Here is a 19,949-nt window from a genome sequence, read left to right on the forward strand (position 1 = left end):
ATGAGGCAGCCGGCGAATAGAGCGGCGACTAAGCGCAAACGTTGTGCAACGGTTGCGCAGTGTGGGAAAGATTAGGAGAAAAGTTGCGTATCCCGCAATTGGGTAAGATTCCTAAGTCCTATTGACGCTGTGTATTTGCGATGCCATAATGTAAGCGATTCCAGATTGAGAGCAGGCAATTCAACCTTACTCGGCGTGCGGCGAACGCGGATTGTAGCAGGTTGATCTTTTTTTCAGCTTTGTGCAAACGTTTGCGTCGCTTGTCCGGTAAGGAAGCTCGATTTCAAGGTCAGAATGGCCAACACGGTTGATCCAGACCGATCTAGAAGGAAAGGAGGACCCGGGCGGGATAAGGAACAGGTTTCTTGTAAGCGAATACACCATTTAGCTTATCAACTGCACAAACCAACGGCAAAGGGGAATGAGAGTTGAAGAAGAGTGCCAGATCGCTAGCCAGCTTTATATTGTTTGTGGTTCTGCTGCTCCAGACTTGGAGCGGAGCCTTGCTTGCGCCGAGCAGCGCCCAGGCGGCGGCGTCCGATTACGGCCTGCCGGCCAAGACGGCGGACGGGGTTATTTTTCACGCATGGAACTGGTCCTTCGATAACATAACGGCCAATCTGCCGGCACTGGCGGCGGCGGGCTTCAAATCGGTGCAGACGTCGCCGGTTCAGCCGACCAAGGAAGCGCAGACGAGCGGAAGCGCCTGGTGGGTTCTCTACCAGCCGGTCGGCTTCAGCGTCGGCAATGCGCAGCTCGGCACCCGCGACCAATTCAAGCGGATGTGCGACGAAGCGGAGAAATACGGGATCAATATTATTGTGGACGTGGTGGCGAATCATACGGCCAACGCAGGCGGCGATTCGCTGAAATATACGCCGGCCTACAATGTCGATCCTTCGATCCGGAACAATTCGGCATTCTGGCATGAGGCTAAGGGGGTTCAGAACTGGAACGACCGCTGGCAGGTTACGCAGTGGGGAATCGGTCTGCCGGACCTCAACACCTCCAATGCCGATCTGCAGCGCATCATTATCTCCTTCCTGAATGATGCCGTCGCTCTCGGCGCGGACGGATTCCGGTTCGACGCCGCAAAGCATATCGAGCTTCCGGACGATGCCTACGGCGCAGGCTCCAACTTCTGGCCAAACGTGCTGGGCTCTCTGACCAACAAGAACAATCTCTACATTTATGGCGAAGTGCTTCAGGACGGAACTGCGGACCGTTTTGCAAGCTATGCGAACTACATGAATCTGGCGGCTCCGAACTATGGCCATAACGTCAGATCGGCCGTCGGCTTCGGCAGCGGCGTCAATGTCGGCTCGGCGACTTCGTTCGATGCGGCGGGCGTCAGTCCGAGCAAGCTCGTGACCTGGGTAGAATCGCATGACACGTACGCCAACGACAGCAGCGAATCTACCGGAATGACTGATTATCAGATCAAAATGGGCTGGGCCATCATCGCTTCCCGCGCCCAGACGACTTCCCTGTTCTTTGACCGTCCGGGTGGCAGCGGCAAATTCGGCACCCCGATCGGCGCAACGGGAAGCACGCTCTGGCAGGACCCGGACATTGCGGCAGTCAACAAATTCCACAACGCCATGACCGGCGAGAGCGAATATCTGCGTACGCAGGGCAACGCCATTATGATGATTGAACGCGGCACCAAAGGGATGACCATCGTGAACCTGGGCGGCAACGCCACGATCAACAGCCCGACGAATCTGGCGAACGGAACGTATGCCAACAAGGCCAGCGGCGGCGGCACGTTCACGGTCTCCAACGGAACCCTTACCGGATCGCTGGGCGGCGGCAAAATTGCCGTGCTGTACCAGACGAGTACGGCAACTCCGACGCCAACGGTCTCGCCGACGCCGACCCCGACCGCAAGCGCTACGCCGACCCCATCGCCGGGCACAGGCGTCACGGTGCATTTCTACAACCCGTCCGGATGGGGGACACCGAACATCTATGCCTACGAAGATACCGTATCGCCGGCGAAAACGCTGAGCGCCTGGCCGGGAACGGCCATGACGAGCGAAGGGGACGGCTGGTACAAATACACGCTTGCCGGCTGGAATTCGGCTAAAGTCGTCTTCAACAGCGGAAGCAACCAGACGCCGGGAGCGAATCAGGCGGGTTACTCGGTCAGCGGAGAGAAATGGGTGAAGGACGGCGTTGTCTACGCGTCCAACCCGATGGCTACGCCGACGCCGACCGCCACGCCGACGCCAACACCAACACCAACGGCTACGCCGACTCCGACTCCGACGGTCACGCCGACACCAACGCCGACCGCCACGCCGGGCAGCGGAGTCACGGTCCATTTCTACAAGCCATCTTCGTGGGGCACACCGAATCTGTACGCGTACGATGATACGGTGACGCCGGCGAAGACGAACGCCGCCTGGCCGGGAACGGCCATGACGAGCGAAGGGGACGGCTGGTACAAAGCCACGCTCTCCGGCTGGACCAGCGCCAAGGTAATTATGAACAGCGGCAGCAACCAGACGCCAGCTGCGAATCAGGCCGGATACGCGGTCACCGGCGAGCGGTGGATTAAGGATGGAGTGGTTACCCAGTCGAAGCCGGGAGGTTCTTCGACAGTTGCCGTCACCTTCACGATTAACAATGCGACGACGACTCTCGGACAGAACGTGTATATTGCCGGCAATATTGCCGAGCTCGGGAACTGGGACCCGGCCAAGGCGGCCGGGCCTGCCAACAGCGCCAGCTATCCAACCTGGAAGCTGACGGTCAATCTGCCGGCCGGCACCGTCATTCAGTTCAAGGCCATTAAGAAAGACGCCGGCGGCAACGCGGTGTGGGAGAGCGGCGGGAACCGCAGCTATACGGTGTCCGCTTCAAATCCGAATGTCACTTTTAACTTCGGAAGCTGATCAAGCAAGCCGGCCAGCGGGAGCCTTCCCGGTGGCCGGCTTTTTTAGTATCGGACGGGAGGGAGCGGAGGAGACCGAAGCCGTTAGCGGGCTGGCATAAGCCATTTCCCGGAGCTGTGCCTGATCCGATTCGACGGGGGCCCATCACCGGTAGCGCCGCACCGCCGGACAAGCAGCCTGCGCAGCGAGCGCGAACAGAAGCAGGAGTCCGCCCAGCACCGCCATCACCGGCTGCGGGGACCAGCGGTCAGAGAGGACGGAGACGACGGTCAGTCCGGCCGAAGGGGCAATGCCGAGCACCGAGCCCAGAACGCCGAAGACCCGGCCCTGAAGCTCGGGCGGCACTTCAAGCCGAAGAATAATCTGCACCAGCAGGGTCGCGAAGGCGAACAGGAAGCCGATCAGCAGAATGACGGGGATTGCCGACAGTGCGGACGTACAGCGGGACAGCAGCATGTATGCCGGGCCGAGCGCGAGCAGACCGGCCATAATGAGCCGTCCTCTGTGCCGCAGCGAGGACCCGAAGAAGACGATGACCGCCGACCCGGCCATATACCCGAGCGGGATGGAGGCTTCCATCAGCCCGAACTGGGCGGAGCTGGCCTGCCAGACCTGGACGGCCATGACCTGCGTGAGCATCATCGACGGCATGAAGAAGAGCGTCAGCAGCGGAAGGATAACCATAACGGCTCTGGCAAAAGGATGCTCCCAGGCAAAACGGAAGCCTTCCCGCAAATCTCCGGCAAAAGAGCGCCGGACGCCCGGCTCCGGCGGAGCTTCCTTGTCCGCAGCCGCTTCATCTGCCGCCGCCATTTTCACCGCCGAAGATTCAGCTCCCGCCGCTGTCTGTCTCTCCGCCAAGGCTTCGTCTGCCTCCGCTGTCTGCCTCTGCCCGGTTCTCGGCAGAGGCGAAGCCCAGGGTTTCGGCTGAAGCGAGCCGGTCAGCAGCACCAGCAGATACGACAGCAGGAAGGCCAGACCGTCGATCAGGACGGCTCCCGAAGCGCCGATCGCGGCAATCAGAATGCCGCCGGCGGCGAAGCCGAAGGTCCGGCACAGATTCTCGGACAGATTCAGCAGGCCGACCGCCTGCTGAATCCGGGAAGGACCGACAATGACAGACACGGAGGCTTGGTAGGCGGGCGACTGGAAGAGGCCCGAGACGGTAATGAGACCGTGCAGGATGAGGAAGAACGGCAGCGGAACCGTCTCGGGGAGCGCCAGCAGAAGCGCGGCCGTCAGCACCAATAGAGCGCTCGCCAGATCGGCGGCCAGCATGACGGACCGCCGGTTGCGGCGGTCGGCGGTGGTGCCCGCCACTGACCCGAGCGCGAAGCTGATGAGGAGGCTCGCAATCGTGAAGCCTGCCATGGCGGCTGCGCTTCCCGTAGTCCGCAGCACCCAGAGATTCAGGGCAATGCTGTAGAAGGTATTGCCGAAGGTTGTGATCGAGTAAGAAGCCAGCAGCAGCAGGAAGCGCCGGTTCCGCACCAGCGGTTCGGGCTTTGTATCCGCCGTAGCGGCGGTCGGGGCCTCTCCGGCCTGAAGAGGCAACGGTTCAATCATAAGAAATCCTCCTTAAATAGAATATAACCGACCGACTTAATCGTTTAAGTCAAGGGGCGACCGTCTCCCTCCCTGAAGGAAGCCGGGGGAGGGGGAAGCCGCAATCAACGGATACAATGACGGTTGTTGTCTCCGAGCTGCTCGGGGTGATGAAGAAGAATCTCCAGCAGGCGGCAGGCTTCCTGGGCCTTGCTGCCCTGGAACGGATAGACCCGGACATTCGGGCCGAGCAGCTCGGGGCAGTCTCCGGTCGGGATCGCCATAAGAGGCGAGAATACGCCGGCCGCGGCGATGCGGCTGGCCAGAAATTCGTTGATGACCACCGCCGGTCCGCCGGGAGCGTTCTCCAGCAGGTGATCGAGCTCTTCGGAAGAGCCGATCCGGTAAATCCGGGAGGCCGGAAGGCCGGAGCTGTCCGCGATATATCGGTTGAGTTCTCCGTTATGAAAGCTCTCGGTTATCAGGCAGAGGTCTTCACCAGCGTCTCCGAGCGCCTCCTTCAGGACGGCGCCATAGTCATAGGCGATCTGGTGGAAGAGCCGGTCTTCAATGAAGCTGTCGATTGTAATCAGCGGAACCCCTTCGACAAAATGCCGCGAGACGGGATAGAAGGCGTCTTCCGGAACATCGATTACCAGCACGGCGTCCAGCTTGCGGAGGGCCACAATATCCAGCAGACCGGGGCCGGGGCCGATCGTCATCAGGAGCACATGATATCCGCCGGCGGTCAGCAGGCGTTCCAGACTGCGGATGAAGGAGGACTGGCTCTGCTGCTTCCAGAACGGCTCGGCGGGAAGGCCGTACACGAGCAGGCCGATGAGCCCGGTCCGCCGGCTCCCGAGCGAACGGGCCGCCAGGTTCGGGACGTAGTGCAGCTCTTCGGCAATCTCCCGGATCAGGGCCTGCGTCTTCGGAGGAATGCTCTGGCCCTGCACCCGGTTCAGCACATAGCTGACGGTAGCGACGGAAACGTTCGCCTTGGCGGCGATATCCTTCATGGTTGCTTTGCGCAAGACGTAATCTCTCCTTTCGGTGCCTCCAGACTATCACCGGAGAAGGAAGGCTGTCAACGGTTAACTTAATCGTTTAAGTCTATCGGCGGGCTGGCGGTTGCCGAGCATGGTATAATCAGGCTGTAGCCGCTGGTATGGACAAGGACAGAAATGAACAGGGATGAACAGCATGAACAGAATAAACAGAATGAACAAAATGAACAAAATGGACATAGATGAACAGAATGAACAGGGATGTACAGGAACGGGAACAAGTGAGCGGAGGGGCATACCGATGAAGGAGAAGGTGGCCGGGCTGCCGGCCGGACCGGGCGTCTATCTGATGAAGGACGGCCGCGGGGATATTATCTATATCGGGAAGTCAAAGAACCTGAAGCAGCGGGTGAGCTCCTACTTCCAGCCTTCCGCTGCGCACTCCAGCAAGATCAGACGGATGGTACCCCAGATACGCGATCTGGATATTATACGGACGGATACGGAATTCGAGGCGCTCATGCTGGAGTGCAGGCTGATCCGGGAGCGGCGGCCGATCTATAACCGCAAGATGAAAACCCCCCGGGCTTATGTCTATGTGGCAGTGGCCCCCGGCGAGGGCGCGCGCGCCCTCCGGCTGGTGCGGGAACCGGATGCAGCCGCGGAAGGACGGGTATTCGGTCCCTATACCGCCGGTGCAGGCTCGATAGAGCGGGCCGCCGCCGCCGTCCGGGAGCTGCTCGGGCTGGCCTGTCTGAAGAACCGGCCGGACGGCATTCCCTGCCTCAACGTGAAGCTGGGCAAATGCCTCGGCTTCTGCCGGGGCGGCGAAGATGGCCAGCGGCACCGGGAGCAGGCCGAAAGACTGTCGGAGCTTATGGAAGGCAGCGATGACGGCGTCTACCGGGAATGGGAGCGGAAGATGGAGGAGGCGGCCGGGCAGTTCGACTTCGAGCGGGCGGCCAAGCTACGCGACGGACTCGCATCGCTTCGGCTGCTGATGTCCAAGCAGCGGGTAGCGTCCTTTGCGGCGGAGAACCGCAATCTGATTGTGCTGGAGGAGCTGGACGCGAACACTGCGAAGGTGTTCTGCGTCCGGCGGAACGCGGTGCTGCACAGCGAGAAGGTCGATTGGGCCGGAATCGGAGGGCCGGAAGGTCTGCTGCTTCGGCTCCGCGAAGCTGCAACGGGGATCTTCGCACCCGTGCAGCAGGAGGTCGGCGCAGAAGCCATCCGGCGGGAAGAAATCGACGAAGCCCAGATTATCTACAGCTATCTGCGGAGCGGAGCGGCGAAGGCGGTAGAGATTCCGGCCGAATGGCTGGCGCCGGGAGCCGCAGCCGCGCTGGAGGAAGGTCTCCGTCGGCTGACGGAGACGGGCAGTTCCGACTTGTGATACAATCGGGGAAGCGGTTGATTCCGGATTGTACATATATGGAGGTACTCTTATGAAGAAGATTGAAGCGATCATCCGGCCCGAGAAATTAAGAGAGGTCATCGAGGCGTTGCGGGCGGTGGAAGTCACCGGATTCACCGTGACCCAGGCCCAGGGCCGCGGCCAGCAGAAGAACCTGACGGGCGTCTACCGGGGCAAGACGTATACCGTCAATCTGCACCACAAAGTCAAAATGGAAATCGTGGTCTCCGACCACAAGGTCAAGGAGACCATCCGCACCATCATCGGAACAGCGCAGACAGGCGAGATGGGGGACGGCAAGATCTTCGTTCTTCCCGTTGAAGAAATGTACAATATCCGGACCGGCAGACCCGACGACACGATCGACGAGCTGCTCTGACACATTTTGGCTAAAAGTTAAAAAAGCCCGCCGCTGCGGGCTTGCAGACCTTCTAAAGAAACGAAGAAAGACCTTCGTTTCTTTTTTGTGTAATAAAACCTGACATGAAGTGTTGACAATTTAAAGCCCTGCTTTTACTATTAGAAAAGTCAGTTCATGTCAGGGAGGTTGACATCTAATGATTGTCGATACCGGTGTGGCGTTGAATACGGTCTGGGTCGTGCTGGCAGCCGCGATGGTGCTGTTCATGGAAGGCGGCTTCAGCCTGCTGGAAGCGGGTCTGGTGCGGACCAAGAACGCTGTGAATGTAACAATGAAAATATTCGTGGATCTTACGGTGGGGGTGCTGGCCTTCTTTCTGGTCGGCTTCGGCATTCTGTTCGGACCGGACGCAGGCGGAGTGTTCAGCTTCGACTTCTGGGGAGCCTCGCAGTCGCTGCATCTGTCCCTGAACCTGCCGCTGTCCGCCTATGTGCTGTTCCAGATCGGCTTTGCGATCGCCGCGATCTCCATTATCTCGGGTGCGGTAGCCGAGCGGATGTCCTATAAAGCTTATATTCTGATTGCATTGTTCGTTGCGGCTATCCTGTACCCGGTCTCCGGCCACTGGATCTGGAACGGAGAGGGCTGGCTCGCCCGGCTCGGAATGAAGGATTTTGCGGGATCGGCGGCGATTCATGCCCTGGGCGGCTGGGCCGCCTTTGCCTTCGCCAAGGTGCTGGGTCCCCGGAGAGGCCGCTTCAATTCGGACGGAAGCGTCAACGTCTTTGCTCCGAGCAATATTCCGCTGGCTTCGGCAGGCACGTTCATTCTGTGCTTCGGCTGGTTCGGCTTCAATGCGGGCAGCACGCTGAACGCGGCGGATGCGCAGCTTCCGGTCATCGCGCTCAATACGCTGCTTGCCGCCGCTTCCGGCGGCGCGGCCTCGATGCTCTATACGATGTTCCGCTTCGGCAAATCCGATCCCAGCATGACCATGAACGGCGCGCTTGCCGGACTGGTGGCCATCACGGCGGGTTGCGCCTATGTCAGCCCGTACTCCTCGATTGGCATCGGTCTTATTGCCGGTCTTCTGGTGATCTGGGGAACGCTCGCCATCGACAAGCTCAAGGTGGATGATCCGGTGGGCGCGGTAGCGGTTCATGGTGTCAACGGGATATTCGGCACACTGGCAGTCGGGCTGTTCGATGCCCAAGACGGACTGCTGACGACCGGCCATACCCATCTTCTCGGCATTCAGGCGCTGGGGATCGCTGCGGTGGTCGTCTGGGGCCTGAGCATGAGCTTCCTGTTCGCCAAGCTGCTGGACCGCACCGTCGGTCTGCGGGCTACCGATGCGGAAGAAGAGGAAGGGCTCGATATGGCGATGCACGGCATCCCGGCCTACAATGAGCTGGAGCGCTTCAGCGACCAGCCGGGCGGCGATCTGCTGGACTTCGCCAAGGCGGGCGCCGCTCTCCGGGTCGCCGACTAGGCGGAGCAAAAGGATGAACGAAGGCAAGCCTTGGCTTGTCGGAAGTGCAGCCCTATCGCCGGGGTCCGGTGAACCCGGCTAACCAATGAACAAGCCATCCGCTCACGGGGAACTGCCCGCGAGCGAATGGCTTGTTCTGGTTGTGGTTTATTTGGACGCCCCGAGATTCTGGGCCTGGAGCAGCTTGCTGAACACCTCCGTGTTCTCGAAGACGCCGGTGAACAGCTGCGCTCCCGGTCCCATAGCCGTGACCGGAATATCTACAGCTGTATGGCCGGATGTTGTCCAGTCCACCACGAAGTTCTGCTTGGACCCGGCGATGGCGAACGGCCCGTCTTCCATAGAGATGCCGTCGCCGGACTCGTCCTCATCGTCCACAGGCTCGATCGAGAACCCGCCGGTCTCATGGTCGGCCAGTACGAGCACCAGCGTCTCCGGGTGCTTCTTGGCAAAATTCTTGGCGACCTGGACAGCCTTGTCCAGCTCCTGGCCGGACTTGATCGTCAGGCGGGCGTTGTTCTTGTGGGCGAATTCGTCCGTGCCTTCTTCCTCGACCATCAGGAAGAAGCCTTTGGAATTGGAGGAGAGCGTGTCAATCGCCTTTTGCGTCATCACAGGCAGCGGAACGACCGGGTTGTAGAGATCGCCCTTGCCTTCCTCGTTCTGCTGGAACATTTCTTCGTTGGCGAACAGTCCCAGCAGCTTCTTGCCCTTGGCCTGCTTCAGGCCGTCCGGAGTCGATACGTACGTATAGCCGAGCTGCTTGGCCTTCTCCACGAGATTGCCCTGGGTTCCCTTGCTCTTCTCTTTGGGGTCTTCCGCCGGTTCATCCGGGAATTTGCCGGGATTGCCGGCCGGATACCAGAAATCCTCGCCCCCGCCGAGCATGACGTCGGGCTTGCTCTGGGTCAGCAGCTGGAGGGCGATGTCGCTCTGTTTGGACCGGTCTTCCACATGGGCGCCAAAAGCCGCTCCCGTCGCATCCGTCACCTGGCTGGTGGTGACGATGCCGGTGGATTTGCCGGCCGCTTTTGCGATTTCCATAATGGTCCGGACGGTCTGCTTGTCCGCGTTGACGCCAATCGCTCCGTTATACGTCTTGACGCCGCTGGCGTATGCCGTCGCCGAGGCGGCCGAGTCCGTCACCGGCGAAGTCGAGCTGGTATGAATCAGCCCGGCATAAGGCATGGCGTCCATGGCAAGCTTGCCGTTCTCGCCGACGGTAGCGAGCCGGATGGCGTTCCGCTGTGCCGTGCCCATTCCGTCTCCGACGAACAGAATGACGTTCCGGGCTTTGGCGGAGGCGGCGTCCGCCTGCTTCGGCGCATGACCGGCGGTGGTTCCCCCTGCAAGTAAGGCTGCTGCGGCCATGACGGCGGCTGTTCTGGTCCAAACTGATCGGTTACGAAGCTTCAACTGAATTCCCTCCCGGTATTGGTTTACTGGACTATCGTAAAGCAGAAAAGTCAGCGCAGGACCTGCTCCGTGTTCGGACAATGTAAATGTTGGGAGCCGGATGCTTCATATCCGGGGGGAATTTCGGTATAGTGAATTCCGAGAGGGTGGAGCAACCAGAAGTTAAAATCGGGGGGACCGCGTATGGAATTGACGAAGACACGGCTTGGAACGGTCCGTGAAATTCGCCGGTATCCGGTGAAATCTTTCGGCGGAGAGGCGCTGGAGGCGTGCATGGTGGAAGAGACGGGACTGGAAGGGGACCGCATCTGCGCGTTTTACGATGAATCCAGAGAAGGTTGGCAGCGCTTTATAACAGCAAGGGCCCTACCTGATATGCTGGCCTATGAGGCCCGCTACGCCGACGGAGAAGTATGGATTCAGACGCCGGACGGCCGCGTTCTGGAATGGGGACCCCGGCTGCTGGAAGAGATTCAGCGCAAGAGCCGGGCTGCGGTGACGCTGTCTGGGCTGAGCGCGCCGCATCCCGAGCAGGACGGTCTGCTGTCGGTGGACGGCGCGAGTCTTTTGCTGCTGACCGATACCAGTCTGCGAAGACTGGAGGAGCGGTGGGGACAGCGGCTGGACCCCCGAAGATTCCGTCCCAATCTGATTCTGAATGTTGACGACGAGGCTCCGGACGACGGGCAGTGGGTCGGGAAGCGGGTATCCGCCGGTGACGCTGAACTGCGAATCGACAGTCTGTGCGAACGCTGCTCGCTGATTACAATCGATCCGGATACCCGGACCCGGGATGCCTCTCTGCTGCGGACCGTCAAGGAGGAACTGGATCTGTGCTTCGGTCTGTACGCTTCGGTGGTTAAGCCGGGTATGATCCGGGTCGGCGATGAAGTAAGATTCTATTAATGGAGAACGAAGGTGGCGGAGCAGGCGAAGCTCGCCGGAGGGCTGGAGGGGGAGGATATTCTGGAACGGCTCGGCAACACAGCCGGGTTCCGCGGAACCCCTTCGGAGTCGGCGGATTGGGATTCGGATGAGCGAGGGCGAGGAGAACAAGAGCTTGACGATTCCGGGCTTCGGTTATACCGGGTAGATACAGGATGTTTCATGCTGCGGCGTGTTCGAATTAAGGGAAGGTTAACCGGAGATCAAATTTTTGTGCGTCTCCCACAAAGTTCGATCAAAATTGTAAAAATAGTAAACTTCTAACGGACTCCTCCTTGTTTCGTGCTATTCTGGTAACGACCTGCCAAGGCGGGCCAATCCCTGTTAAGAGTGGAGGAATGTTCATGGTTCACAGCTTTCCCCGGTGGCGGTCTTTCTGGACGTCGCTGACGGCCGCCGCTGTATTGGCGGCGACGCTGGCGCTTCCGTCTGCCCCAACCTTTGCGGAAGGGCCGTCCGATCCGGCGCCCAGCCTGACTCCGGCTACGGCGAACGGCAAGAAGGTGCTGTTCGACAACACGCACGGCCAGACGGCCGGCGCGGCAGACTGGGTCATCGACGGCGGATTCTCGGATTTTGCCAACGGGCTGGCGTCTGCGGGCTACTATGTCAAAGAGCTGCGCAAAAGCGCGCCGATTACGTTATCGGACCTGTCCGGCTATGATGTCTTCGTCCTGCCGGAGGCGAACATTCCTTACAAAACGTCCGAGCAGTCTGCGCTCCTGAGCTATGTGCAGAGCGGGGGAAGCCTCTTCTTCATCAGCGACCATTACAATGCTGACCGGAACAAGAACCGGTGGGATGCCTCCGAAGTATTCAACGGCTACCGGCGGGGGGCCTGGTCCAATCCGGCGCTCGGCATGACTTCCGAAGAAGCCGCATCTTCCGCTATGTCGGGCGTTGCCAGCTCGGATTGGCTGTCGGCCAATTTCGGCGTGCGGTTCCGCTACAACGCGCTGGGCGATATCACGGCCAATCAGGTTGTCGCGCCGGCCCAGGCCTTCAACATTACGAGCGGCGTCTCGGCGGTGGCCATGCATGCCGGCTCCACGCTGGCGATCACCGATCCTTCCAGAGCCAAAGGCATCGTCTATGTGCCGACGACGGCAGCCTCGTGGTCGAGCGCGGTTGACCAAGGCGTCTATAACGGCGGTGGGACGGCCGAAGGCCCGTTCGTTGCCGTATCGAAGGTCGGGGCAGGCAAGGCCGGGTTCATCGGCGATTCTTCTCCGGTCGAGGATGCAACGCCCAAGTATAAGAAGGAAGAGAACGGCGGCGTCAAGACGACCTACGACGGATACCAGGAGCAGAATGACGCCAAGCTGCTGGTCAATATGGTCAACTGGCTCTCGACCAAAGAGAGCTATACTTCCCTGACGGCCGTGCCGGGACTGACGCTGGATTCACCAACCGCTCTCTACAGCTGGGAAGCGCCGGCAAGTTCGACAGAGCCGGTGGCCGAGCCTTGGGCAGCGCCGGCGGCAGGCTACAAGTGGTATGATCCGGCAACCTTCAAGAGCGGATCGTACGGCGCCGGATCAAGCGGAAGCATTCCGTCTTCGGGCTACGCCTTCAATCATCAGGCAACGCTCCCGAATCACTACGAATTCCAGGTGGAGGTCGTCGTCAGCGGACTGACTCCGGGTTCCACCACTTCGGGTTACAGTCTGGGCGTCTACAACGGCTCGGGCACCCAGGTTGCGAAAGTGAAGAACAGCGACGGCTCCTGGCCTTCCGCCTACGGCTACAGTTCGGCCTTCTCCCTGACGGCCGATGCAAGCGGGGTGGCGACCAAGGTCCTTACGCTCTCGATCAATTCGAATATAACCGGAGCGGCGAGCATGCGGCTCAGGCTGAACAGTACGGCGAAATACACCGAAGCGGTGACCATCGGCAATGTGCCGGTAGAATGACGGGAAAATAAAACGGCAAGAGGCGATTCCCTCGCTTGCAGGGAATCGCCTCTTGCGTTGATCGGAGCCGGTCCGGCTTACGCCTACGGTCTGGCCGGATTCAATCTGTCAGTAGGCGCCGCGGATATGCTCCTGCACCTGCTCTTTGTAGAAGTCGCGGAGCCGGGCGTGCTCCTCCGCGCTGAACGGCCCGGCTTCCCGTACGCCGAGGTTGTCCTCCACCTGGCGGACATTCCGGAATCCCGGAATGACGCAGGTAATCTCGGGGAAGTCCAGCAGCCAGCGGAGCGAAGCGCGCGTCATATTCCCGCGTCCTTCCGCAATCCAGGACAGCTTCGACGCCAGTTCGACCCCTTTCTCGAACGGAAGGCCGGCGAAGGTCTCGCCGACGTTGAACGCTTCGCCGTTGCGGTTGAAGCTGCGGTGATCCTGCTGCTCGAAGCGGGTATCCGAGGTGAATTTGCCGGTCAAGAGTCCGCTTGCGAGCGGCAGCCGGACGAGCAGACCGACTCCCTGCGCAGCGGCGCGGGGAAGAAGCTCGGCGATCGGTTTTTGCCGGAACAGGTTGAAGATGATCTGCAGCGCCTGAACGCCGGGCTGTTCCAGACAGAAGAGCCCTTCTTCCACGGTCTCGACGCTGACGCCGTAGGCTCGAATCTTGCCTTCGCGCTGAAGCTTGTCCAGCACCTCGAACACTTCGCCGCGCTTCAGAATCTCCAGCGGCGGACAATGAATCTGGTACAGGTCGAGCGTCTCGCGCTCCAGACGCTTCAGACTGTCTTCGCACCACTGGCGGACCCGCTGCTCGGAGTAGGTCTGCGGATCGGAAATATCGCCTTGGCGGCAGAATTTGGTGGCAATGTGAATCCGGTCTTCCTTGCCTTTGGTGGCGCGGGCGAGCAGACGCTCGCTCTTGCCGTCGCCGTAGACGTCGGCGGTATCGAAGAAATTGACGCCTTCCTCCATCGCTTTGGCGAGAGCTCGAAGCGATTCGGCGTCGTCGGTCTGTCCCCAGGACCCTCCGATTGCCCAAGTGCCGAAGCTGACTTCACTGACGGTAAGACCGGTTCTTCCAAGCGGACGTTGATTCATCTGCCATCCTCCTAAGTTAGTCAAATGTCCATTCGAGAGTATTGTAGCAAACTCGGCATGAACGCGCTATCATAAGAGAAGAAAATGGCGGCGACGGCAGGGGACAGGGGCAGCGGCACCCGGTTCTCCTTCCCTGCCGCTTATGCTATAGTAGACGACAAAAGCGAAGCCGGAGCAGCCCTGCTGCTGACGGGAAGCTAACAGGGGGTTATGGTTATCAATCAGCAAGCTGCACCGCAGCGCACATCCGGACGAAACCTGATTCAGATTCTAATCGACGGAATATCGGGTATTTTCCTCCCGATTGTCAACATTCTGAGCGCGGCGGGCATTATGAAGGGGCTGGTGGCCGGAGCGGCGGCGATGGAGATCCTCTCCAAAACAGACGGAACCTACATTGTGCTGAACGCGATGGCGGACAGCCTGTTCTACTATCTTCCGCTGCTGCTGGCTTACACCTCTGCGCGGAAGTTCGGCGCCAACCCGTATACGGCGGTTGTCATCGGCGGGGTGCTTCTGCACCCGAGCCTGACGGCACTGCTGGGAAATGACAAGACCGTTCCGTTTCTTGGCATGAACATCCAGCCGGCCAACTATCCGGCCAGCGCGATTCCGATTATTATGGCGGTCGGACTGCTGGTCTACGTCGAACGGTTCTGCAACCGTATCCTGCCGGAAGTGATCCGCAGCTTCTTTACGCCGCTCATTTCCATTCTCGTGGTGGCTTCGGCGACCCTGCTGTTCTTCGGTCCGATGGGCATGGCTGCCGGGGATGTGCTGGCCGACGGGTACAGGTATGTCTATGAGCTCAGTCCAGTCGGAGCGGGGATTGCGCTCGGAGGAATCATTCAGCCGATGGTCATCTTCGGGCTTCAATGGAGTCTTGTTCCGCTGGCGATCAATAACATTAACCTCTATGGTTCGGACACGATTCTGGCCTTGATGGGACCGGCCGTCTTCGCCCAAGGGGGAGCGGCGCTGGCTGTCTTCCTGAAGTGCAAGGACCCGAAATTCAAGACCTTGTCGTTGTCGGCTTCCATCTCGGCCCTGTTCGGCGTTACCGAGCCAGCGATGTTCGGGGTGAACCTGCCTCTGCGCAAGCCGATGATTGTCGTCTGCTGCGCCGGCGCCATCGGGGGCGGCATGGTCGGCGGATTCGGCTCGGAGGCGATCTCGTTTGCTTTTCCGGGACTCGCAACGCTTCCGGCCTATCTGGGCGACGGGTTCGGCGGTTTTGCCTTCGCCTGTCTGGTCGGATTCGTGATCGCACTGGCAGCGACCCTGATGCTAAAGCTGGGACCGCTGCCGGAGACGGCTTCCGCGCCCGCGATAACGGAAGAAAGCCGGAAGGTCTAAATAGAGTTAGCTGGCGTGAAGCGGCTGAATAGGGAGTGGTCCTTATTCAGCCGTTTTTTTACTGTGCGGTGGGGGAATTTACGCCTATTTGCAGTTTAAATTTCATTCCCTAGAGAGTGACCTGAAAAGATATTTAGTTAAAGAACAAGGATATAGTGATTCAGATATTGTAAGTATTGAAGCAACGTATAGTAAAATGCCGCAGTATCCTGTTTATGTGAAATTTGCGGACGATCCTGATACAACCTATTTATTTACAGACCGGGGAATCGGAGATTGGACACAAATAGAAGTTTATTAGTTCATTTCAACTTCCTGCGCCCTCCCCAGCCAATTTGGGTAAACTAACCCTAAGCAACGCTTTACCCCAACTACTTGAAAAGAGGTGATGCCCCATGACAACTCACAAAGTACCCAATAGATTAGCCAAGGAAAAGTCACCATATCTGCTGCAACATGCCCATAACCCGGTGAATTGGTTCCCTTGGTCTGAAGAAGCTTTTGAAGTCGCTAAGCGCGACAACAAGCCTGTCTTCTTATCTGTTGGGTATAGCTAGTTGTTGATTCACAAGTACTTGTCACTGGTGAGATGTTCGTGTGAATCAATTTTTTTATGAAGGTTCTGCAGATGTTTTGGCGGGAGTTTTTTGTTTGTAAGTATAGGATCAGTGGTCGTAATATTTTTCCATTTCATTGTATAATAAGAGCATAGTCTATAGGCAATTTGAGTCTCGATAGTTCGTTTATTTATTTGTATTCTGTAGATTGACGAACTTTGTCAATAATACGTTAGATGACATAAAGGGGGATTGATATGGGGAAAATAATTTTTAGTCAGAATACTTATGCTTATGAATTCACCAATATTGAAGTCTTCTTCAAATATAAAAATATAACTTTTTTTAGTACTGATGACCTTACAAAGGTTGGTAAAGCTAATGGTGTTTCTCAAGCAAGAGAATTTAAATTAAATTGCATTACTCGTATTGAAGATCACGAAGGAATAAATGAAAGTAATAGATACAACAGAGCAAATATACTTACTGTACTTGGAGTTGTTTCTTTTTTTGTAGGGATTCCATTAACGGTTTACCATAAAACAACAGGGAAAGACACATTAAGACCAAATACTTCAATTGAAGAGAAAGCTTTAAAATTAATTATTGAAGATGAAGATTACACGCAGCAATTAAAGTCTGTACTAGAGAAATTAGAATCTGATGAAGAGGTTATCGTTTCTTTATTAGATCGTTGGAGGAAAGCCAATTATTTAGTAAATGAAAGCGTTGATGCAAACCTCTATCATGATGAAGCGATTCTCAATTATTTTCATATAATAGAATTAATTTGCGAAATCTATTCGAAAGGCTTACGAATTGATCTAGAAAAAAATATAGAGAAGTATGTTGAAGAATTTTATAAACAAAATTTCTTCTTCAATGAAAATCAACTTCAGTCACAGGTCAATTCAGTGAAGAAAGTCTTTACTGAACTTTTGATTGGTAGAGACTTGGCATTATCACATAAAATTAAATTTGTTCTAAACAAATTTAATATGCTGAATCCCTTTGTTGAATATTTTATAGACTCTGTCATAAAAACAAGAAATGCTATTGCTCATGGTAGATTTACGTACCAAGACAAATTATCTTGGCCTTTACCGCCATTTTTTTTCATGTCTAATGATTCATCCGAGATATTAGATTCCTTGAATTTTCTTACGGCAAGATTGATTGCCTGTTATTTAGAGATTGAATGTTGGAAAAAAGAATGGGAAGAAGTAGACGAGGATTTAATGCCGCCTGATAAATTGCTAGAAAAATTCTTAAAAGATGTTACAGAATTTCCAGAATTGAATTCTGAAAGTATTAATGAACCAAATCAGTATCATATCACATGGAGGTCAATTTTCAAACACTATGTAAGTAACCCCAAAAAGTTCAAAATAGATCAAATTGAGATTGCTCTAAAAAGTTTTTTTATAAATTGTACATTGAATGAGTCTACTGCCAATGATTTATTTGATATATCTGTGGTCTTAAGTGACTCGAAGGATGAGGAAATTCAAAATAGAGCTATAAAGAACATAGATTTGATAGTTCAAAATAGATGGTATGCTTGGTCTAATAAAAGAGATATTTATAGCTATTTAGAAAAAATGAATGTTCCACCTGTTTGGTATCTAAGTTATTTAAAGCAGTAAATATAATTACGTCATCTAACAAAATATTTACGCTGGGGGCATACCTCTTGGGTCCGACATTCGCCGGACTTTCAGCATATGTTGAGTCGTGAATACAGGAACGTTAGCTGAAATTGCTGAATGAAAAATGATTTTTGAAATTACTTATAAGGAGTAGGTGAATCAATATGAGGTTTGATTTAAGGACTGTTGATGATGCAAAGAAATTTTTGATTGATTGGTTAGAAGTTAATAACCGTATCTTAACGGAATATATATTGTTGAATAGTGATGGAATCGATGTTGATGACTTCTGCCGAGAGCATAAGATCGATTTAAACGAGATAGAAATACATAACTTAACCTATATTGCATCTCATGTCACAACTTCTTCGGATGAGCTTGAATCTATTAAAACCTATGGCCTAATGGATTTGAAACTGGTTTTAAGTTTGCCGACACCATTGAAAAAATTTCTTGCAGAACATGGAATTGAATTTGATATAGTTTCGAAAACTATGAAACTAGGTACAGAAGTTTTTGATGTAAGTTACAAAAGAGAGAATTTTATCGATAGAGATTCACTAGAAGAAAAAATAAACAGTGTCGCTCATAAGCTCTTTTATGATAGTCAAATATCATCTTTTTTTTCAATGGAAGGTGATAAATAATATGGCGGGATTGTTCATATGAGGCCGGAATTTTTATTGAATGTTTCAGAAGCAAGTAAAAAAAATCTTGAGAAATATTGGACGAGAGATACTAAAGCTTTTGTTTTAGAATATGAAGAAAAATTCGAGAATTTCGAATGGTTCACATTTTATGAAAATATAAAGCATAAAAAATGGCTTGTTGAAAAAGCATTATATAGATTATGGAATGACTTCTTTTACAATAACAATAAAGAAGAATACGCATACATGAAATCTTCGTATACAATTTCTTGGGAAAACATAATTAATGTGAGAGGAATCGATTAAGTGATAAGCTTAATAAAATATAAACAAAGCGTTTTGGGAGATTAGTAGAAGCTAGCAACATCATTTAACATAATATTCACGCTGCGGGTATGCGCCTGGTCGTGAATACGGGAACGTTATCGGAAATTATTGTGCATATTAAAACTGATGCTTCAAATAAAATGAATTAAAGGTGGAAAAATTATGGATAAGGAAGAAGTCTTCAAGCCACTAAATACTTTAACTATGAAGTACTCAATGATGCTGAATTTGGAAAAGATTCAGTTCGTAAAGAAATTATTTTTCCTATTATTAAGTCACTTGGATATAATTCGTATGGAAGTAATAAGATAATTAGAAGTCGCAGTTTAACTCATCCATTTGTTTCGATTGGAAGCAAAAAAAAATTAATATTATTTCCCGACTATATAATGGAAATTGACAGTCGACCAAGTTGGATACTGGAAGCAAAGGGACCGAATTTGTTTTATATCATGTTAGTGAATATAAACCTCTAATACATTTTAAAATGGAACATTTGCCATTTTATTGGGCAGATTTAAAGCGACTTTTATCTCCTGATCAACTGTTAAGTAATTGTGATAAGTATAATAAATTAGATAAAGACTTTGGCTTGCATTTAAAAAGATTAGGATTTGAATCTTTTAAAGGACTTCATTTTTTACAAGTTCCTGTTATATCTCTAACAAAATTAAATAATGATTTGTATACATTTGCAACCACCATTAAACAAGAAGATGATTACTGTGTTTCTTTTGATTTTAATCTTAATACGTTTTTGAACTATGAAGGGTAAAATTCCAGATGAAGCCTTCTTTAAACTTATAGAACCAGTAACAATTCAATAACTCAAGTTAGATTGGTTGATATGAGATATTATGTGAATATAAGGTGCGAGCTAGGAACAAGCTTAGAGGAGAACCGTGATGAAATTTTCATGCCACTCATTATTAACGAGTTTTTGTAATATACTGTTTTAAGATAGCATTATTCCTTTTATCAGGGAAAATGTTTAACTGAATTTAAAGGATATTATCACTTCCAATAACAAAATATTCACGCTGCGAACTAACGTCTCGATTTTAGGAAAGTGAATTAGATCTTTTACATAAATTAACTCCCACAACTATAGGAGTGGGAGTTTTACAATCCTTCAGATGATACTTTTTTACCTCAATTACTTAGTTCATTATAACTGCTCTAATTTACTATACCTCAAATACAAATCCCCAATTCGCTTCAACATCTCTTCATTATCTGGTTGAAAGTGAACCGCCCATTCCATATATTCAATGGCTTTACTTAATTCCTCTGACTCCAAGTAGGCCTCAGACATGAACTGA

At 53.8% G+C, this 19,949-nt stretch carries 17 protein-coding genes; 13 read left to right on the plus strand and 4 right to left on the minus strand.

What is annotated here, in order from left to right; genetic code table 11:
- Window positions 1–428 precede the first annotated feature (428 nt).
- Entirely contained in the window at window positions 429–2,900 is a 2,472-nt protein-coding gene (locus F4V43_RS05100) for a starch-binding protein (protein WP_150457171.1), read from the plus strand.
- A 144-nt stretch (window positions 2,901–3,044) separates the two neighbouring features.
- On the opposite strand, the gene F4V43_RS05105 is transcribed toward F4V43_RS05100, so the two are convergent.
- Together F4V43_RS05105 and F4V43_RS05110 are read right to left on the minus strand one after the other, a co-directional pair.
- A complete protein-coding gene (locus tag F4V43_RS05105; RefSeq protein ID WP_150457172.1) occupies window positions 3,045–4,466 on the minus strand; it encodes an MFS transporter in 1,422 nt (473 codons plus the stop codon).
- A gap of 104 nt (window positions 4,467–4,570) precedes the next feature.
- A complete protein-coding gene (locus tag F4V43_RS05110) occupies window positions 4,571–5,479 on the minus strand; it encodes a LacI family DNA-binding transcriptional regulator (protein WP_150457173.1) in 909 nt (302 codons plus the stop codon).
- 274 nt (window positions 5,480–5,753) lie between these two features.
- On the opposite strand from F4V43_RS05110, the gene F4V43_RS05115 reads away from it, so the two are divergent.
- The 3 genes from F4V43_RS05115 to F4V43_RS05125 all read left to right on the plus strand — a co-directional run bounded on the left by F4V43_RS05115 (window position 5,754) and on the right by F4V43_RS05125 (window position 8,722).
- Window positions 5,754–6,848 (plus strand): GIY-YIG nuclease family protein, encoded by a 1,095-nt coding sequence (locus F4V43_RS05115; RefSeq protein WP_191089482.1) that lies wholly within the window; start codon window positions 5,754–5,756, stop codon window positions 6,846–6,848.
- 52 nt (window positions 6,849–6,900) lie between these two features.
- Window positions 6,901–7,248 carry a P-II family nitrogen regulator gene (locus F4V43_RS05120; protein ID WP_150457175.1) on the plus strand — a complete coding sequence of 116 codons (348 nt, stop codon included), beginning with the start codon at window positions 6,901–6,903 and terminating at the stop codon, window positions 7,246–7,248.
- Window positions 7,249–7,426: 178 nt separating this feature from the next.
- Window positions 7,427–8,722 (plus strand): ammonium transporter, encoded by a 1,296-nt coding sequence (locus tag F4V43_RS05125; RefSeq protein ID WP_150457176.1) that lies wholly within the window; start codon window positions 7,427–7,429, stop codon window positions 8,720–8,722.
- 147 nt (window positions 8,723–8,869) lie between these two features.
- Here the strand turns inward: F4V43_RS05125 and F4V43_RS05130 are convergent, their stop codons facing one another.
- Complete coding sequence (locus tag F4V43_RS05130; RefSeq protein ID WP_150457446.1) at window positions 8,870–10,093, minus strand: alkaline phosphatase; 1,224 nt, start codon at window positions 10,091–10,093, stop codon at window positions 8,870–8,872.
- Window positions 10,094–10,321: 228 nt separating this feature from the next.
- On the opposite strand from F4V43_RS05130, the gene F4V43_RS05135 reads away from it, so the two are divergent.
- Together F4V43_RS05135 and F4V43_RS05140 are read left to right on the plus strand one after the other, a co-directional pair.
- Complete coding sequence (locus F4V43_RS05135) at window positions 10,322–11,044, plus strand: MOSC domain-containing protein (protein ID WP_150457177.1); 723 nt, start codon at window positions 10,322–10,324, stop codon at window positions 11,042–11,044.
- Window positions 11,045–11,427: 383 nt separating this feature from the next.
- The gene (locus F4V43_RS05140; protein WP_150457178.1) at window positions 11,428–12,996 is read left to right on the plus strand and encodes a DNA-binding protein; all 1,569 of its coding nucleotides are present in this window, start codon (window positions 11,428–11,430) and stop codon (window positions 12,994–12,996) included.
- A gap of 108 nt (window positions 12,997–13,104) precedes the next feature.
- On the opposite strand, the gene F4V43_RS05145 is transcribed toward F4V43_RS05140, so the two are convergent.
- A complete protein-coding gene (locus tag F4V43_RS05145) occupies window positions 13,105–14,088 on the minus strand; it encodes an aldo/keto reductase (RefSeq protein WP_150457179.1) in 984 nt (327 codons plus the stop codon).
- A 210-nt stretch (window positions 14,089–14,298) separates the two neighbouring features.
- Between F4V43_RS05145 and F4V43_RS05150 the strand changes: the two genes are divergently transcribed.
- The 7 genes from F4V43_RS05150 (at window position 14,299) to F4V43_RS05180 (ending at window position 19,402) form a co-directional block, all read left to right on the plus strand.
- Window positions 14,299–15,444, plus strand: a complete 1,146-nt coding sequence (locus F4V43_RS05150) for a PTS transporter subunit EIIC (RefSeq protein WP_150457180.1) — start codon at window positions 14,299–14,301, stop codon at window positions 15,442–15,444.
- Window positions 15,445–15,532: 88 nt separating this feature from the next.
- Window positions 15,533–15,745, plus strand: coding sequence for a DUF3139 domain-containing protein (locus tag F4V43_RS20080; RefSeq protein ID WP_191089483.1), 213 nt, complete (start codon window positions 15,533–15,535; stop codon window positions 15,743–15,745).
- Window positions 15,746–15,839: 94 nt separating this feature from the next.
- Window positions 15,840–16,001, plus strand: a complete 162-nt coding sequence (locus F4V43_RS05160; RefSeq protein WP_150457181.1) for a DUF255 domain-containing protein — start codon at window positions 15,840–15,842, stop codon at window positions 15,999–16,001.
- Between the two features lie 257 nt (window positions 16,002–16,258).
- Window positions 16,259–17,647 carry a hypothetical protein gene (locus tag F4V43_RS05165; protein ID WP_150457182.1) on the plus strand — a complete coding sequence of 463 codons (1,389 nt, stop codon included), beginning with the start codon at window positions 16,259–16,261 and terminating at the stop codon, window positions 17,645–17,647.
- Between the two features lie 167 nt (window positions 17,648–17,814).
- Window positions 17,815–18,297 carry a hypothetical protein gene (locus F4V43_RS05170; RefSeq protein ID WP_150457183.1) on the plus strand — a complete coding sequence of 161 codons (483 nt, stop codon included), beginning with the start codon at window positions 17,815–17,817 and terminating at the stop codon, window positions 18,295–18,297.
- 18 nt (window positions 18,298–18,315) lie between these two features.
- Window positions 18,316–18,606, plus strand: coding sequence for a hypothetical protein (locus tag F4V43_RS05175; protein WP_150457184.1), 291 nt, complete (start codon window positions 18,316–18,318; stop codon window positions 18,604–18,606).
- Window positions 18,607–19,039: 433 nt separating this feature from the next.
- Window positions 19,040–19,402, plus strand: a complete 363-nt coding sequence (locus F4V43_RS05180) for a hypothetical protein (RefSeq protein WP_150457185.1) — start codon at window positions 19,040–19,042, stop codon at window positions 19,400–19,402.
- The last annotated feature ends 547 nt before the right edge of the window (window positions 19,403–19,949 follow it).

The sequence above is a fragment of the Paenibacillus spiritus genome, from assembly GCF_008710135.1.
GTDB classification, from domain to species: Bacteria; Bacillota; Bacilli; order Paenibacillales; family Paenibacillaceae; genus Paenibacillus_AQ; species Paenibacillus_AQ glufosinatiresistens.

Excerpts from the sequence above, each read along its gene's own strand:
- F4V43_RS05175 (WP_150457184.1), top strand. The coding sequence starts at position 18,316 with ATGAGGCCGGAATTTTTATTGAATGTTTCAGAAGCAAGTAAAAAAAAT.
- F4V43_RS05170 (WP_150457183.1), top strand. The coding sequence starts at position 17,815 with ATGAGGTTTGATTTAAGGACTGTTGATGATGCAAAGAAATTTTTGATT.
- F4V43_RS05105 (WP_150457172.1), bottom strand. The coding sequence starts at position 4,466 with ATGATTGAACCGTTGCCTCTTCAGGCCGGAGAGGCCCCGACCGCCGCT.
- F4V43_RS05145 (WP_150457179.1), bottom strand. The coding sequence starts at position 14,088 with ATGAATCAACGTCCGCTTGGAAGAACCGGTCTTACCGTCAGTGAAGTC.
- F4V43_RS05120 (WP_150457175.1), top strand. The coding sequence starts at position 6,901 with ATGAAGAAGATTGAAGCGATCATCCGGCCCGAGAAATTAAGAGAGGTC.
- F4V43_RS05125 (WP_150457176.1), top strand. The coding sequence starts at position 7,427 with ATGATTGTCGATACCGGTGTGGCGTTGAATACGGTCTGGGTCGTGCTG.
- F4V43_RS05160 (WP_150457181.1), top strand. The coding sequence starts at position 15,840 with ATGACAACTCACAAAGTACCCAATAGATTAGCCAAGGAAAAGTCACCA.
- F4V43_RS05150 (WP_150457180.1), top strand. The coding sequence starts at position 14,299 with ATGGTTATCAATCAGCAAGCTGCACCGCAGCGCACATCCGGACGAAAC.
- F4V43_RS05135 (WP_150457177.1), top strand. The coding sequence starts at position 10,322 with ATGGAATTGACGAAGACACGGCTTGGAACGGTCCGTGAAATTCGCCGG.
- F4V43_RS05165 (WP_150457182.1), top strand. The coding sequence starts at position 16,259 with ATGGGGAAAATAATTTTTAGTCAGAATACTTATGCTTATGAATTCACC.
- F4V43_RS05140 (WP_150457178.1), top strand. The coding sequence starts at position 11,428 with ATGGTTCACAGCTTTCCCCGGTGGCGGTCTTTCTGGACGTCGCTGACG.
- F4V43_RS05115 (WP_191089482.1), top strand. The coding sequence starts at position 5,754 with ATGAAGGAGAAGGTGGCCGGGCTGCCGGCCGGACCGGGCGTCTATCTG.
- F4V43_RS05130 (WP_150457446.1), bottom strand. The coding sequence starts at position 10,093 with ATGGCCGCAGCAGCCTTACTTGCAGGGGGAACCACCGCCGGTCATGCG.